This is a genomic window from Shewanella sairae (genome assembly GCF_023283535.1).
In the GTDB taxonomy this organism is placed as follows: domain Bacteria; phylum Pseudomonadota; class Gammaproteobacteria; order Enterobacterales; family Shewanellaceae; genus Shewanella; species Shewanella sairae.
This window is the reverse complement of record NZ_JAKILT010000020.1, coordinates 25,165-40,973: the sequence shown is the minus strand read 5'-3', so window position 1 is coordinate 40,973 and position 15,809 is coordinate 25,165. Positions and strand designations below refer to the sequence as shown.

The following is a 15,809-nucleotide window of genomic DNA, read 5'->3' as shown; positions in this document are numbered from 1 at the left end:
CGCATTTATGCGGCCATTTTTGTATGTAATAGTGCATATTTTCTGGAGTATTAAGTCGTATTAATCACATTTTAATTATTGTTAAAAGTGACGTAATTAATGAGATAGACTTAAAACCCGCGTGTCGTAACATTTTTTCTAAACGGAGGCTAAATGCATTGTCCATTTTGCAGCGCAACTGACACAAAAGTGATTGATTCGCGATTAGTCGCAGACGGCCATCAGGTGCGTCGACGTAGAGAGTGTGTTCAATGCCACGAACGTTTTACCACTTTTGAAGGCGCAGAGCTTGTGATGCCTCGAGTGGTGAAGCAAGACGGTAGTCGTCAACCATTTGATGAAGAAAAACTGCGTGGCGGCATGTTAAGAGCCGTTGAGAAAAGACCTGTTTCAATGGATCAAATTGAGCAGGCATTGACTAAGATTAAATCAACTTTGCGCGCAACAGGCGAGCGTGAAGTGAAATCTGAAATGATAGGTAACCTGATGATGGAGCACTTAGTTAACTTAGATAAAGTGGCTTATATTCGTTTTGCTTCAGTTTACCGCGCTTTTGAAGATGTTTCAGAGTTTGGCGACGCAATCGCTAAGCTGCAAAAATAACCTATGCTACAAGGGTTAGGTCATTAACTTAGCCCTCCATCAATCGAATAATCGGAAGTGCCGCCATTATGTGGTCTATTGAAGACAGTCAAATGATGAGCCTTGCCATTGAGTTGGCACAAAAGGGCATGTACACCACCCGTCCAAATCCAAGTGTTGGTAGCGTTATCGTTAAAGACGGCGAAATCGTTGGAGAAGGTTACCATATTCGCGCCGGTGGTCCTCACGCTGAAGTTTATGCGCTGAATATGGCGGGCGATGATGCTAAAGGCGCCACCGCTTATGTCACTCTTGAGCCATGCAGTCATTACGGCCGTACACCTCCTTGCGCAAAGGCCCTTATCGAACATGGTGTAAATCGTGTTGTTATTGCGGTAACGGATCCTAATCCTGAAGTTTCTGGTCGCGGTATTGCTATGTTACGCGATGCGGGGATTCAAGTGGATGTGGGGTTAATGACGACAGAAGCAATGCAGGTCAACTTGGGCTTTTTAAAGCGTATGGAAAAAGGCCTGCCTTGGGTGACGGTAAAACTTGCAGCCAGTCTTGATGGTAAAACCGCATTATCAAATGGTGTGTCTAAATGGATTACTGGACCAGAAGCTCGCAGCGATGTGCAGCGTTTACGTGCTCGCCACTGCGCTTTGGTGACTGGTATTGAAACCATTATTGCGGATAACCCCAGTTTAAATGTACGTCATAGTGAGCTAGGATCATTATCAAACCAGCTCGCGCCAGCAGAAATACATCAACCATTGCGGGTTGTTTTAGATAGTCAGGCTCGCTTAAAAGGGGAGTTAAGCCTATTTCAAATTGATAGCCCTATCTTATTGGTATCAACTAAAGATTACCCAGAAGAGGTTAAAGCAACGTGGCCAGCCCATGTTGAGCATCAAATTATTGCTGCTGTTGAATCACGTATTGATTTACAGGCTTTATTAGCATTTTTAGGTAAAACGTGTAATTCAGTATTGATCGAGGCTGGTGCAACGTTAGCGGGAGCCTTTGTTAACCAAGGCCTTACTGACGAGATTGTACTTTATCAGGCGATGAAAATTTTGGGTGGTCATGGCCGAAACTTGCTGGCGTTAGACGACTTTGAGACCATGTCTGATATACCGCGTATTAACCTAATCGATGAACGCAAAGTGGGTAAAGATACCCGTTTAACGTTAAGAGTGAGTAACTAGTTTATGTTTACTGGGATTATTGAATCTGTAGGCCATTTAAGAAAAGTTGAACGTCGCGGAGATGATATTCGCTTAACGGTTGCTAGCGGCAAGTTAGATTTATCAGACGTTAAATTGGGCGACAGTATTGCAACTAATGGTGTCTGTTTGACTGTTGTTGAGCTTATGAGTGACGGTTATGTTGCCGATATTTCAGCTGAAACTGTCAGTTTGACGGGTTTCTCTCATTATCAGGTTGGAAAAGCCGTTAACCTTGAAAAAGCGGTGACACCCACAACCCGTTTAGGCGGGCATATGGTTAGTGGTCATGTTGATGGTATTGCGCATGTCGATGATAGACAGCTTCGTGGTCAAGCGATTGAATTTTGGTTGTCACCTCCAGCAGAGCTAGGCCGTTATATTGCCCATAAAGGCTCAATTACCATTGATGGCGTGAGCTTAACGGTTAACGAAGTGCAAGGGCATAAATTTAGACTGACTATTGTGCCGCACACAGCAGGTGAAACCACATTAGTGGATTTAAAAGCTGGCGATAGCGTCAATATCGAAGTGGACTTAATTGCAAGACACTTAGAGCGCTTGATGAGCTACAGCAGCCAAGAGCAAGATAGCGGACCTAAGTCGGAAGTGACGATGGAATTGTTAGCTCGCTCAGGATTTTTAAGATAAACACTGGCTTATGCTTATCATGGCGATTAGATTTGTCGTAATGAGTATATTTCAACTAATAAATACAAGCATAATCATTAAATAACTCACTGTATTGGAGCGTTGACCTCAATGCAAACCGCTCGTCGCAGTGACTAAAAAATAAAGGTCTGAGTATGGCGTTACATAGTATAGAAGAGATCATTGAAGATATTCGTCTAGGCAAGATGGTTATCTTGATGGACGACGAAGACAGAGAAAATGAAGGCGACCTTATCATGGCAGCTGACATGGTGACGCCAGCCGCGATTAACTTTATGGCGACGTTTGGTCGTGGTCTTATTTGTCAAACCATGACTAAAGCCCGCTGCCAACAGTTGAACTTGCCATTAATGGTGACCAACAATAACGCTCAGTTTTCGACTAACTTTACTGTTTCTATTGAAGCGGCTGAAGGGGTAACAACTGGTATTTCAGCGCAAGACCGTGCGGTAACTGTGCTTGCTGCTGTCGGTAAAGATGCTAAGCCTGCTGACATCGTACAGCCTGGTCATATCTTCCCACTAATGGCGCAAGAAGGCGGGGTACTTATTCGTGCTGGTCACACTGAAGCGGGTTGTGATTTAGCGCGTCTTGCTGGTTTTGAAGCGTCATCTGTGATTGTGGAAATTCTAAATGACGACGGCACTATGGCTCGTCGCCCAGATCTTGAGATTTTCGCAGAGAAACATGGCTTGAAGATGGGCACCATTGCTGATCTTATCGAATACCGTAACACTAAAGAAACCAGTGTTGTTCGTGAAGCTAAATGTAAACTGCCGACTCGATTTGGTGAGTTCGATATGCTGACATACCGCGACACCATTGATAACCAATTACATTACGTTTTGGTAAAAGGTGAAGTGACTGACAACACATTAGTGCGCGTTCACCTGCAAAATACCTTTAACGATCTATTGCACTCAGAGCGTGATCAGCAGCGCAGCTGGCCGCTGGAAAAGGCAATGGAACGTATTAGTAATGAAGGCGGTGTATTAGTGTTATTGGGCAACCAAGAGCACAGCAGCGACATTCTGGCGAAAGTTAAAGCCTTTGAAGCAGAAGATAACGGCAGCACACCAGCTTCAGCCCCATGGAAAGGCACATCTCGTCAAGTGGGCGTAGGCTCGCAAATTTTGGCTGATGTGGGCGTGACCACCATGCGTTTACTAAGCTCGCCAAAGCGCTACCACTCACTTTCTGGCTTTGGTTTAGAAGTAACTGATTACATAGCAGAATAAAAACTTGCTCTAAGCTGGTAGTCAGCTTGGAGCTTAAATTCACACTTTTCTTATTAATTGCATAGAGATCAGGGCGAAGTGCTGTGGTATCATACCGCCTCTTCCGTCCCTATGCAGGGTAATTAAGCTAATTTAGGTAAGATAAATGAACGTAGTTCAAGGTAATATCGAATCGAAAAACGCCAAAGTTGCGATCGTAGTTTCACGTTTTAACAGCTTTGTTGTTGATAGTTTGCTCGATGGCGCGGTTGACACTCTTAAGCGTTTCGGCCAAGTTGCAGATGAAAACATCACTGTAGTAAAAGTGCCTGGCGCTGTTGAACTGCCACTTGCGGCACGTCGTGTTGCGGCAAGCGGAAAATTTGACGGAATCATCGCACTTGGTGCGGTAATCCGTGGTGGTACACCTCATTTCGATTTTGTTGCAGGCGAATGTAATAAAGGTTTAGCTCAAGTTGCACTTGAGTTTGATATTCCTGTTTCATTCGGCGTTTTAACCACTGATACCATTGAACAAGCTATTGAGCGTTCGGGTACTAAAGCAGGTAACAAAGGCGGCGAAGCTGCACTTGGTCTGCTAGAAATGGTTAACGTTCTGCAAGCACTTGAAGAACAGCTGTAATTTAGGACAATTTAATGAAGCCTTCAGAGCGCCGTAAGGCCCGCCGTTTAGCCGTTCAGGCCATTTACTCATGGCAGCTAAGTGGTAACAATATTGCTGATGTTGAGCATGAGTTTCTAACTGAACAAGATGTTGCTGGCGTTGATATCGCTTACTTTCGTGAGCTATTAGGCGGCGTTGCAACAAAGAAGAGTCAATTGGATGAGCTTATTGCTCCATTCGTGACTCGTCCACTTGATGAAGTGGATCCAGTTGAAAAAGCGATTGTACGTATCGCAACTTATGAACTGACATTCCGCAAGGATGTGCCTTATAAGGTAGCGATTAACGAAGCTATCGAGCTTGCAAAAGCATTCGGCGCAGAAGATGGACATAAGTTTGTTAACGGCATTCTAGATAAGCTGGTAGCACGCAATAAATAATTGAAACGGCATCTTCGGATGCCGTTTTTGTTATATCCGGTAGGGAGCTACACTCGTCCGCGCATTTGTGTTTTAAGCAAAGCATTTTATTTTTCATTTTTGCTAAAGCAACGGTCAGGTTTCTTGCCGCAACTTCCCTGAACTCTCTCTTATATTTGTGATTGGTATTGTGAAAGAATTTCAATTAATCGAAAGCTTCTTTACTGGGCGCGCCCAGTCGCGCAAAGACGTTGTAATGGGTATTGGTGATGACTGTGCCATTGTGCAGCTAAATGCTAATAAGTCGATTGCTATTTCCTGTGACACCTTAGTAGAGAATGTGCACTTTTTCCCTGATATGCCAGCCAAGGATCTTGGTTATAAATCATTAGCGGTAAACTTGTCTGACTTGGCATCAATGGGGGCTGAGCCTGCATGGATGACATTAGCGTTAACACTGCCTGAAGTTGATGAAACTTGGCTCGCTGAGTTTAGTGAGGGCCTGTTTGAAATCGCCGAATATTATGGTGTGGCACTTATTGGTGGTGATACCACTCGTGGTCCGCGTGCTATTACTATCACCATTAATGGTCAGTTGCCAAAAGATGTGGGATTAACTCGCTGTGGCGCTAAAAATGGTGATTGGATTTACGTTACTGGTAGCTTAGGTGACTCGGCACTTGGTCTCGATATCCTACGTGATAAAGCCGCAGTAGATGGTGAGGATAGGGCTTACCTAGTTAATCGTCATTATAGGCCAACACCACGGGTACTTGCTGGTCAGTCATTAAGAACTATTGCGTCAAGTGCGATTGATATCTCTGATGGCATTATGTCTGATATTCAACATGTCATCAAAAGCTCACAAATGGGCGCGGTGATTAATGTTGACCGCTTGCCGCTATCTGAGCAACTAGTGCGAAATACCACTGCCGACATGGCACTGAGCTACGCGTTAACTGGCGGTGAAGATTATGAGCTACTCTTTACCGTACCGGAAGCACAAAAGGGTGCATTAGAGATGGCGTTAGCTGAAACTGGTGTACGCTTTACTCAAATTGGTCAAATCTGTACTGGCGGCCAGTTAACCCTGTTAAATGAAAATAAACCTTTTGAGCCAGTTAACTTAGGCTTTGAGCACTTTAATTAATGAACTTACTCTCTAAAGATGCAGCCTTAGCTAAGCTGTCATTAAAGAATCCTATTCACTTTTTAGCTTTGGGCTTTGGCACTGGGCTTGCTGCTAAAGCGCCGGGTACCTTTGGTACCTTGGCGGCTATTCCGCTGTATCTACTTATGGCGCCACTAAGCTTGCCTTGGTATATAGCCTTAACACTAATTAGCGTGTTAGCAGGTTTTTATATTTGCGATAAAGCCTCAAAAGACATGGGCGTGCACGATCATGGCGCCATTGTTTGGGATGAAGTCGCTGGGCTATTAATTACTATGATTGCCGCGCCTGCAGGTTGGCAATGGCTAGTGATTGGTTTTGCGCTGTTTCGTTTTTTCGATATTTTAAAGCCGTGGCCAATTCGCTGGCTTGACGCCAAAGTGCATGGCGGTTTTGGTATTATGATTGATGACGTTTTAGCGGGTATTTTCTCTTTGCTATGCTTACAAGGTTTAGCGTATTACTTTGCTTAACTGCGCTAATTGTCACGATAAAAAATGCAGAGCTAAGGCTCTGCATTTTTGTTTTAACGCTTACGTCATTGGTATTAGCTCAGCAGTAACTCTTTAGCATTAGCCAAGGTATTACTAGTAATGGTGTCGCCACCGAGCAAGCGGGCTAACTCTTCAATACGTTGAGTCTTATCAAGCGCCACCATAGAGGTTTCTGTTTTACCTGCTTTACTGCTCTTATTGACAAACATATGTTGATGACCATTACCGGCAACTTGCGGCAAATGGGTGACACAAAATACCTGGGTTGACTCACCAAGGCTGCGTAGCATACGGCCTACAACAGCGGCTGTTGGTCCTGAAATCCCGACATCGACTTCATCAAAAATTAGCGTTGGCGTAGATACTTTCTTAGCGGTTATCACTTGTATGCCTAGACCAATACGTGACAGTTCACCACCGGATGCAACCTTGGCAATAGGTTGTAATGGTTGTCCAGGGTTGGTTGACACTAAAAACTCAATATTATCGCAGCCTGTTGGTGTAATGATGGCTTCGTTAAAGTTAACGGCAATATTGAACTTACCTTTTGGCATGTTTAGTTCATGAATCGAGTGAGTCACTTGCTTATCAAGCTCTTTAGCGTAGCGGCTGCGGCTTTGGCTAAGCTTTTTGGCATGTTGTAAGTATGCATCTCGGCTAGCTTGCAACTCTTGTTTAATATCATCAAGCTTGTCGTCATCAGAGCCTAAATCTTCAAGCTCTGCTAACAGGGTTTGATGGTAGCTATAAAGTTCTTCGCCGCTTACTTGGTGTTTGCGGGCGAGCTGCATCGCCTTAGAGATCCGTTGCTCTAAGTGTGCAAAATATTCAGGGTCGAGCTCTAAGCCATCTAAATAGCGTTCGAGTTCGCTACTGCTTTCTTGCACTTGGATCAGCGCATCGTTAAGCATTGATACTACATTGCCTAACTCTGGATCATAGTTTTCCAGATCTTGGCCTTGGCTAATACTGGTATTAAGCAGTGACTCTACACTGCCGTCATCACTTTCTTGCAGTATGTGCAATTGACTACGGCAAAGCTCAATTAACGCTGTGCTATTAGCGAGCTTTTTGTGTTCTGCCTCAATGGACTCAAATTCACCTTTAGCAATCGCAAACTCATTTAACTCTTCGACTTGGTATTGCAAAAGCTGTTTACGGGCCAAGCGCTCTTGCTGCGACATCTGCAATTGGTGCAGGTGTTTCTCAATGGTTTTACATCTGTGATAGCTGGCGGTAACGCTGTCAATAAGCATTTTATGGTTTGCGTAGCTATCTAGCAGAGTCAATTGATGTTCACTTTTTAACATGGCGTGGTGCGCATGTTGACCGTGAATACCAATAAGTAGCTGCCCAAGCGCTTTGATTTGCGCTAGTGGTACCGGATTACCATTGATATAGGCACGTGAACGTCCGTCGCTGCTAATGGTGCGACGTAAGATACATTCATCATCAAGTTCAAGATCGTTGTCTTCAAGCCAGCGCTTAGCTGCTGGGGTATCATTTAATAAAAAACGGGCACTTACTTCGGCCTTGGTCGCATCAGGTCTTATCGCATTGGCGTCAGCTCGATTACCTAGGCATAAGCCCAGAGCATCGATAGCAATCGATTTACCTGCGCCTGTTTCGCCAGTAATACTGGTCATGCCGGCTTTAAAATCGAGCTCTAAAAAACGCACAATAGCAAAGTTGTTGATACTGAGTTGGCAAAGCATAGTGATGTCCTTTTCAAAACACTGTATAACTACACAGTATATACTGTTTATCTATACAGTAAATACCTGTTTGGTTAATCAATAGAGCTTAATCACATTTTCGTTTGAGATCAGTATAAGGGGTTTATGCGATATGAGTAGGTTTGCTTTTGAGGGAAGCGGCGTTACAGCAAATAACCTAGTTGCAATAATCTTTTGTTATTCAGAATCTTAGATTGTTCTTGTGGCTTTTGTTATTTAGTGTTGCAGGTTTTATTGAGTGGAGGTATAGACTAATGCTTAACCTCTTTATGTTGCACTATCGATTTTGATTAACGGAATGCCCATGCTGACTTGGCGGATGTTGTTATAAGATGACCTTGTTAAAAGGGGATTGATGGCGCTAATAAAACGAAAGCCCAAGACAGGTATGAGCTTTGGTTTAGGTTTTATAATAGATATTATTCTGTTAGTTCAAAAATCTTGCTTCTACATTTGTCTATTGCCGCTTGATGGTGCTGCTGATACTCAAGCTTTATGAGTTCCTCATCGCTATAGAGCTGTTTTATAACATTATCACAGCGGTTGATAATGACTTTTACTTGGTTTACACCATATTGCCCTGGCCAAACATGAGCAAGTGTCATGATGATATTTAAGCAAACTGTTTTTAAAAGTGGTGCTTTCTTGTTAATCAACAAATAGGTTTCAAGTAAAGCCAGTTTGTCTAAATGGCTATCTTTGACCATCTGATATTTGTTTTTTAACCAAGTTTTTTTTGCTTTATTACAGTCTCTTAAACCATCTAACATAGAGACTTTACTTGAGAAAATGATTTGATTTTGCTCAAAGCCTAAGCTTTCACCACACCATTGAATAGCTTGCTCAAATTCATTCTCGACACTCATGACATTCAATAACCAAGCGTAATGGTATGCGGCATAAAAATGTTGGAAACATTTTTTGTTATGCAGTTTCCTAAGAATACTCAGTGCCGAACGGTAGTAACCCACTTCCATTGAAATATGCGCCTTAATTAACTCTATTTCATTGCTTATCGATTCATCATTTGAGCCAAGTAAAAGTCTTAGATGATGCTTAGCCTCTTCTATTAACGCTTGTTTATTAGGGTTATTGTGCGCTGCATAAAGTAACGACCTAATTAAACTCAATTTGGAAAAGTCGTTATTGCGGTAGGTTTCTTTGTTGATGTCAAGGTAGAGCTTATATCGTTCAAGCGCCTGCGCATAATCTTCAACCGATAAGCATAGATTAACAATAACAAGCTCGCGCTCAGAGTTACCCGGTACAATTTTACTGGCTAACTCTAAGTGGGCTATCGCAGCTGGAATATCACTTTTCTTAAGTTGTAAGTGGGCCGCTTCAGTTCTCACTCTGGTATCCATAGGCGCAGCTAAGAGTAATTGATTAATAAGCGCTTCAGCTTCTTCTACTTGTCCAAGGCAAGCGAGTGAATTGGCTAGACCTACTTTTGCCCAGTCGAGTTCCTTTTTGGTCAAGGTAGATTGATAAACCCCTTTAGCTTGCTCATGACGCTGCAAAATAGTGAGGAAGGTGCCGCGAAATCGTTCAATAACAAAATAGTATTCCGGATAAAAAGGCTGCATTTCATCGCATAGTCGTAGACCTGTTTCGGCATCTAAAAGCCGTTCTGCGGTGAATAGCGTCGCAAGTTTCTCTCTGCGACGGATAGCAATAGACAAACGCTGCTTTAAGGTGACGGCATTAAGGGGTTTTAGCAAATATTCGTCAGGCTTAAGTTCCAGTATTGGTCTGACTGTTGCCGCGGTATTATCGCCAGTCACCAGAATGAAAGCCGCTTTATCGGTGAGCAAGTTTAAGTGTTTAAGTTCTTCGAATAGCTGTTTGCCATTCATACCTAAGCCAAAATTATAATCACAGATGATTACGTCAAACTGTTTATTTGCCGCAAGATCAAGTGCCAACTTTGCTGACTTGGCGGTGAATAAGTTGGTTTCAATAAATCCTAGCTTTACCAACATGCTTCTAATCGTAAATAGAAACGTTGGCGCATCATCAATGATAAGCAGCTTTAATGATTGAAAAGATTGCATTGAATGTGTATCCCAAAACTTAAACAGTTATTTTAAGCGCCATAATTGACTGTGGCGCATTATAAGTAATGACGTTAATCACTGCTGTTATTGATATTGCTTTGCCAGCCAATTATTAATAGTGCTAACGATAATATCAATTTCAGCACTCAGCCGTGCCGTTGCTTCAGGTAATTCATGTTCTGCTGCGGCTTCGCAGTCGCTGGCTATGGTGGCTAACTGAGTTAGGCCGATTGCGGTTGCAGCCCCTTTTATTCGATGAGCAAGGGCTGTTATAGGCAATGTTTTGTCAACTAATTGTGCTTTATCGACAAGTAAAGAGTCTCTGACTATTGCAGAGAGTTCTAATTGCTCCTCGTCTGTATATTCTATTAACCAATCGAGTCTATCTAGAGTGCTATCAGGGCTTTGTTCTGGGCAATAGCGACTAATAACCTCACCAAGCAATTGGAATGAGTAAGGTTTGTACATCACTTCTGTCATGCCGACTTTAGCTGCTTTTTCTACAACTAATCTTGAGTCTTCTGCTGTGCAGCCAATGATCGGGAAACTTGCAAACTCAGCTTTAGCTCTAAGCTGAGTCACTAGCTCGTAGCCATTTAAGTTCGGCATGTGGAAATCGGTGATCAGTAATGAAATATCGTTTTTATTGGCGGCTAAATAAAGTAATGCTTCCATACCGTCGTGAACAGTGATGACCTCAAGCCCGAGTTTCTTAAGTTGCTTTTGAAATAGAAAACAATTGATAGGGTCGTCATCAGCAACCAGCACAGTACCAGAATATTTAGCATGCTTAAGCAATGGGCTCGTATTGCTTTTTACAGGCATGATAGCGACTTGCCTTAGCAATAGATCTGGGTAGGTATTCCCGTCAGTGTCTAAGGTGCAAAGGCTAACAACCGCGTCATTTTTGACTTTAGCCGGTATGATTCCCCACTCAACTAACCAGTCTTGAGTTGTTGCTTTTTGGGTGTAACAGCTGGTAACCAAGTTTTGTTTAATCGTTGTAAAGTTAGCCGGTAAAGACAGGCGTACTTTTGTTCCTTGATTAAGCTTACTGGAAACCTTTAGCGCTCCTCCCATTAATTCAACAAGATGCTGAACGATCGACATACCTAAGCCCGAACCACCGTATTTGCGGTTGATACTTGCATCTGCTTGTACAAAAGGCTGAAACAGCTTTTGTTGCTGTTCATCGGTCATGCCACAGCCAGTATCTTCAACCGTTAATGTTAATGTTTCTTGGGTATTGCTAACGCTAACGGTAATGGTGCCTTTTTGAGTAAACTTTATTGAGTTATTAACGAGGTTATTGACTATTTGGCTTAGGCGCGACCAGTCTAGCTCTGCATTGCAAAGCTTGGTTGGTTGCCAATTAATAATGAAGTTGACCTCTTTTTTATCTAGACTGGCTTCTAAGAGTCTTAATGTTGAACCCAACTCGATAAATAGATTGCTTTGGTGCAGGTCAAGCTGTAACTGATCAGCTTCCATTTTAGAAAAGTCCAAAATATCGTTAACTAAACCTTTGAGCCTATCCGCCGATGCTAGTGCATTGCTTACTAGTTCTTTATTCTTAGCTGACTTTAGTTCAGGGTTGAGTAACTCCATTAGGCCTATCATGGCGGCGAGAGGGGTTCTGAGTTCATGACTAATCACAGCGAGGAAAGATTCTCGTGTTTTTAATGCGTCAACAGCTTGCTGCTTGGAAAGAATCAGCTCTTCTTTCCGTTGTTTCAGTTCTGTAAAGTCAGTGAAAACAGTAATATGGTACTGGTTACCATCGTCATGATTTACAACGTCACGAGATACCCGGTAGTACTTGCCTGCAATAGTACATTTATCATTAGCGACATAGACCGCATCATTGTTAATGTCGGTCGCAACAGTGTTTATTACATTTAAGAAAGCACACGTGTCCTGGCTCTCTTTACATTGGCCATTAATACAAGTTTTAAAGCATTCACTGTATGCCTTGTTAGATAATAAAGGCGATCCCTTATCATCGGATATTAATACCATGCCAGGAAAGCTATTTAATACGCTTGTCAGCCACTGCATTTGGTCGTGAGATTTTTTGCCACTGGCACGTGCTTCTCGTAAATAGCCTTTAAGTTTTTTGCTCCATAAAATACTAGCAGCACCGGCTAAAATTAATAAAACCAACAAAAAGACGACAGTGTTTTTAGTTTGTTTTTTATCGTAACCATATTTAGTGTGAATGACCTGATGACTCTTAACAGCTAAAGAAATCTCTTTAGCTGTTGTTACGGCTATAGCTGCATCAAGCATATCCCTTAACGTCTCTGAGCTTAAGTTTAGCTTGATCCCCATTAAGCTAATGAGTTGTTTTTTAGGGCTATTTACTAGCTCAAATTTTGTTTCACTGCCATAGTATAAATAGTCTTCAGCAATGCTCTTGGGAATATAGGCATGTGTTACCACACCACTTTCTATGTCTTTTTTGAGCAGTGCAAAATCGGTATAGATAATGGGTTTATCGATAAATTTAAAAATGCCTTGTTCAGGCAGGTTGCCGGAGCGATCTAATACCGCGATTTTTTGTTGTTGATACGTTTTAGTGGTACGGATAAACGACCAATTAATAGTATAAAAGGGGTGTGTTGTTAGGAATTTTGTTGACGTCTCGTTTACTGACATAAGCCCGCCTGGGATCAGGTCAATGACGCCTTGATTGAGCATATCATCAATGCTTTGACCCATAGGGGCAACATATTCAAAATTTAGCCCTGATTTTCGGGCTAATATTTTTATAATGTCATGAATATAGCCAGAGATTTCACCGTTACTCTTTGAGATGTATGAGAGTGGGTAGAGATCGTTTTCTATGCTATATCGAATCGTTTGCCTATTATATTGCTGATAGATAGATTCTATTGCCTGCTCATTATGAAGCATGCTTAAGTTTTTAAATTTGAATGGTTTTATGACTTTGTTGTTATGCATTTCCTGCTGATATTGATTAAGTATATCCATCAATATAGGGTTGTTTTTAGCAGTAATAAAAGATGACAACATAGGTTGACTGTTTTCATTAAATACGATGTCACCTAACCAGTCGCCCACAGCAACAGTTTGATAGTAATGGTGCACAGTTCCAAAGTGGATTATGGCTCCGTCAGCTTTTCCTGTTGATAGGTAGTGGATTAAGCTATCTAGCGTTTTGACTTTCGTTAGGGTGCGGAAGCCATTTTGGGCAGTCGCTTCACAAGAGAACGAGCCTTCAACACATACCCAGTTCATATCTGACGCAGGGGTATTGCGGTAGCTAGAGTTACGCAACCAATTTAGCTGATAGTTTTCAAAAACGGGAACTGAGAAGAGTAGACTCTTTTCACGCTCTGTTGTTGGCATAAAGCCGAGAGATAAGTCTGCTTCTCCTGATGCCACTGCTTGCTGTAATTCATCTAAGCACTCATATCCTTTAAATTGAACCGCTATGCCTAGCTCTTGGACAAGGGTGCGAATATAGTCAGTGTAGATACCGAGAGCACCAGGCGAATGGGTATTCCAGTGCGCGCGTAGGCCTGTGCTCGGCATAGCAACAACAATAGCTTCTTTTTTCTTTAAGTACGCCTTAGCTTCAGGTTTTAGCTCGATAGCGTAGGAAAATGCCGAGCAGAACAAGCTAGTAACTAACAGGAGGAAAATAACAATTCGTGTCATTTTTTGAGCAGTGAATGAAAAAAAAGGGGGCGAATGATAATCCACAAATTACTTTTTGACCAATCTAATTTTGACATTTTTGAGATAGACGATAATTGGGGTTATTGTCTGATTCGGTTAGGCTAGTTTAGGTTGGGTAAAAGTTAGATTGGTTACTTACTTGTGGGGCGCCCGTTGCTAACTTAAGGGGCATTGAGCTGCTTACTTAGCAAAGGCAAAGTTTAGCAAAGCCAAAGAGGTTGTGGTTTAACTTTGATATACTGCTTTTTTATATCGTACGTTGATGCTTAATCTATTTTCTACACTAGGGCTTACATTGATGAGTACTAACTTTGGTTTAGAGTTACAACTAATCTATCAATTTGTTCACTTAGTGAATGCGGGCAGTTTTTCTCAAGCAGCCAAAGAGCTAGATATGCCTATAGCGACTGTGAGCCGCAAATTAACTAAGTTAGAAACTGTATTAGACAAACAGCTTTTAATGCGTAACACGCGTAAATTGAGATTGACTGAAGAGGGCATTGCGCTGTTTCAGCAGTATCAATCGATTATTTCGCAATTTGATAGTATCAGTGGCGTTACGGTTGATAAACCTGAGGGAACCTTGCGTATTGCTGCCCCTGTGTCCATTATCTCGATGATTTTTATTAAGGCCTTAAATGAATTCTGTGAAACCTACCCAGATATTCAATTACACATAGCACAGAACAATAATGTCATTGATTTAATTGATGAAGGGGTTGATGTGGCTATTGTTGGTGGGACGCAGCCTGATTCATCTTGGATCTCAAGCTCTTTAGGCGTACTTAATTATGGTTTATTTGCATCAGCGCAATATCTGCAAAACGCGCCAGCGTTAACCCATCCAAACGAGCTAGGGCTGCATGATTTGATCAAAGTGTGGCCTTTGTATAATTGGTCTTTGAAGCACCCTAATGGTGAGTCTTTTTATTACGACGGCAAAGCTAAGCTTACTTTAAGCGATCTACATGGAGCAGTAGAAGCTACGGTGGATAACGGTGGCATTCTTTATGGTCCAGAGTTATTTGTCAAAAAACAGCTAGCGGCAGGAGAGCTTCAAGCATTGTTACCCGAGTGGGTGGGAGAGAAAAGGCGCATCTCAATTTTGTATCATCAGCGTAGCCACCAACCTTTAAAAGTAAAACTGTTTATCGAGTTTATGCAGTCTAAGGCGGAAAGCTTGTTTTCCATGCATAGCTGATTGGCGTTACTGTATAATGGTTTTTACAGACATTAAAAAAGCGCATAAGGTTAACCTTAATGCGCTTGTTGTTTCGGTATATACTTGTTTGAGCTTATCTGCTCGCCTCGATACCGATATTTGATACACCAATTTCAACAATTTCTCGGCGTAACTCTTTAATAAAGTCTGCCTTCATATGGAGATTGTCTTCAATGATATCTAAAAGAGAGCTTTGCATCTCTTTTTCTTCTTGCATCACTTCATGAGCAAAGATGTAATCATCGAGTGCATCTTCATTATCAAACTCTTGCTCACAGGTTGCTTCAATGTAGTTAGCTACAGTGGCTGAAGAGAGTTTACTGATATTGACGATATCTTCTTCAACTTTACTTTGTAGCGCACTGATAAGTGAAGTGAGAGCGACAACAGCGTCCATCGCAGGGTAGACACCATATACGTCAAAATCAGCGGGTTCTGGCGTGTTGGCTTCAAGTCGCTCAAGGTAAATATCAATATTCAGTTTTAGCTTGTTGTCGTACATCGATTGCCAAAGTAGGTTCAGCAAAGTGTCGAGTACTTTAGGATCGCCAAATTCACATACTTCAGAGAAAAGCTGATAATTAGGTAGCATGCGTTGGCATAGGGCAACCGCAAAAAGCTTTTTCTGAGGCAACTCTAGCGCTTTTAGACGTTTAAAAAATCCCTGTTTGTTTGTCATC

At 42.2% G+C, this 15,809-nt stretch carries 13 protein-coding genes; 9 read left to right on the top strand and 4 right to left on the bottom strand.

The features are described from left to right. Positions 1–153 precede the first annotated feature (153 nt). The 8 genes from nrdR (at position 154) to L2748_RS10360 (ending at position 6,388) form a co-directional block, all read left to right on the top strand. Positions 154–603, top strand: coding sequence for a transcriptional regulator NrdR (gene nrdR / locus L2748_RS10395; protein WP_220781094.1), 450 nt, complete (start codon positions 154–156; stop codon positions 601–603). Between the two features lie 68 nt (positions 604–671). Continuing rightward, positions 672–1,793: a bifunctional diaminohydroxyphosphoribosylaminopyrimidine deaminase/5-amino-6-(5-phosphoribosylamino)uracil reductase RibD gene (gene ribD, locus L2748_RS10390; RefSeq protein ID WP_220781095.1), complete on the top strand. Its 1,122-nt coding sequence runs from the start codon at positions 672–674 to the stop codon at positions 1,791–1,793. A gap of 3 nt (positions 1,794–1,796) precedes the next feature. Next, positions 1,797–2,462, top strand: coding sequence for a riboflavin synthase (locus L2748_RS10385; protein ID WP_220781096.1), 666 nt, complete (start codon positions 1,797–1,799; stop codon positions 2,460–2,462). Between the two features lie 155 nt (positions 2,463–2,617). After that, positions 2,618–3,721 (top strand): bifunctional 3,4-dihydroxy-2-butanone-4-phosphate synthase/GTP cyclohydrolase II, encoded by a 1,104-nt coding sequence (gene ribBA, locus L2748_RS10380; protein ID WP_220781097.1) that lies wholly within the window; start codon positions 2,618–2,620, stop codon positions 3,719–3,721. A 145-nt stretch (positions 3,722–3,866) separates the two neighbouring features. Further along, positions 3,867–4,343 (top strand): 6,7-dimethyl-8-ribityllumazine synthase, encoded by a 477-nt coding sequence (gene ribH, locus L2748_RS10375; RefSeq protein ID WP_012154420.1) that lies wholly within the window; start codon positions 3,867–3,869, stop codon positions 4,341–4,343. A gap of 14 nt (positions 4,344–4,357) precedes the next feature. Next, complete coding sequence (nusB, locus tag L2748_RS10370; protein ID WP_220781098.1) at positions 4,358–4,765, top strand: transcription antitermination factor NusB; 408 nt, start codon at positions 4,358–4,360, stop codon at positions 4,763–4,765. 169 nt (positions 4,766–4,934) lie between these two features. Beyond that, positions 4,935–5,894, top strand: coding sequence for a thiamine-phosphate kinase (thiL, locus tag L2748_RS10365; RefSeq protein WP_220781099.1), 960 nt, complete (start codon positions 4,935–4,937; stop codon positions 5,892–5,894). Further along, positions 5,894–6,388 (top strand): phosphatidylglycerophosphatase A family protein, encoded by a 495-nt coding sequence (locus L2748_RS10360; protein WP_220781100.1) that lies wholly within the window; start codon positions 5,894–5,896, stop codon positions 6,386–6,388. Before thiL ends, L2748_RS10360 begins: the two co-directional genes overlap by 1 nt. Positions 6,389–6,462: 74 nt before the next feature. On the opposite strand, the gene recN is transcribed toward L2748_RS10360, so the two are convergent. From recN to L2748_RS10345, 3 genes are all read right to left on the bottom strand, one after another. Then, positions 6,463–8,124: a DNA repair protein RecN gene (recN, locus tag L2748_RS10355; RefSeq protein WP_220781101.1), complete on the bottom strand. Its 1,662-nt coding sequence runs from the start codon at positions 8,122–8,124 to the stop codon at positions 6,463–6,465. A gap of 440 nt (positions 8,125–8,564) precedes the next feature. Beyond that, entirely contained in the window at positions 8,565–10,199 is a 1,635-nt protein-coding gene (locus L2748_RS10350; RefSeq protein ID WP_220781102.1) for a response regulator, read from the bottom strand. 87 nt (positions 10,200–10,286) lie between these two features. Beyond that, complete coding sequence (locus L2748_RS10345) at positions 10,287–13,886, bottom strand: ATP-binding protein (RefSeq protein WP_220781103.1); 3,600 nt, start codon at positions 13,884–13,886, stop codon at positions 10,287–10,289. A gap of 319 nt (positions 13,887–14,205) precedes the next feature. Here L2748_RS10345 and L2748_RS10340 point away from each other — a divergent pair, with 319 nt between their 5' ends. Beyond that, positions 14,206–15,108: a LysR family transcriptional regulator gene (locus L2748_RS10340; protein WP_220781104.1), complete on the top strand. Its 903-nt coding sequence runs from the start codon at positions 14,206–14,208 to the stop codon at positions 15,106–15,108. A gap of 94 nt (positions 15,109–15,202) precedes the next feature. Here L2748_RS10340 and L2748_RS10335 read toward each other — a convergent pair whose 3' ends face one another. Then, a complete protein-coding gene (locus tag L2748_RS10335; RefSeq protein WP_220781105.1) occupies positions 15,203–15,808 on the bottom strand; it encodes a YjaG family protein in 606 nt (201 codons plus the stop codon). Position 15,809: the final 1 nt, after the last annotated feature.

Coding starts and splice junctions, on each gene's coding strand:
- ribH (WP_012154420.1), top strand. CDS start 3,867: ATGAACGTAGTTCAAGGTAATATCGAATCGAAAAACGCCAAAGTTGCG.
- L2748_RS10335 (WP_220781105.1), bottom strand. CDS start 15,808: ATGACAAACAAACAGGGATTTTTTAAACGTCTAAAAGCGCTAGAGTTG.
- nrdR (WP_220781094.1), top strand. CDS start 154: ATGCATTGTCCATTTTGCAGCGCAACTGACACAAAAGTGATTGATTCG.
- L2748_RS10340 (WP_220781104.1), top strand. CDS start 14,206: ATGAGTACTAACTTTGGTTTAGAGTTACAACTAATCTATCAATTTGTT.
- ribBA (WP_220781097.1), top strand. CDS start 2,618: ATGGCGTTACATAGTATAGAAGAGATCATTGAAGATATTCGTCTAGGC.
- L2748_RS10385 (WP_220781096.1), top strand. CDS start 1,797: ATGTTTACTGGGATTATTGAATCTGTAGGCCATTTAAGAAAAGTTGAA.
- L2748_RS10350 (WP_220781102.1), bottom strand. CDS start 10,199: ATGCAATCTTTTCAATCATTAAAGCTGCTTATCATTGATGATGCGCCA.
- L2748_RS10360 (WP_220781100.1), top strand. CDS start 5,894: ATGAACTTACTCTCTAAAGATGCAGCCTTAGCTAAGCTGTCATTAAAG.
- ribD (WP_220781095.1), top strand. CDS start 672: ATGTGGTCTATTGAAGACAGTCAAATGATGAGCCTTGCCATTGAGTTG.
- nusB (WP_220781098.1), top strand. CDS start 4,358: ATGAAGCCTTCAGAGCGCCGTAAGGCCCGCCGTTTAGCCGTTCAGGCC.
- L2748_RS10345 (WP_220781103.1), bottom strand. CDS start 13,886: ATGACACGAATTGTTATTTTCCTCCTGTTAGTTACTAGCTTGTTCTGC.
- recN (WP_220781101.1), bottom strand. CDS start 8,124: ATGCTTTGCCAACTCAGTATCAACAACTTTGCTATTGTGCGTTTTTTA.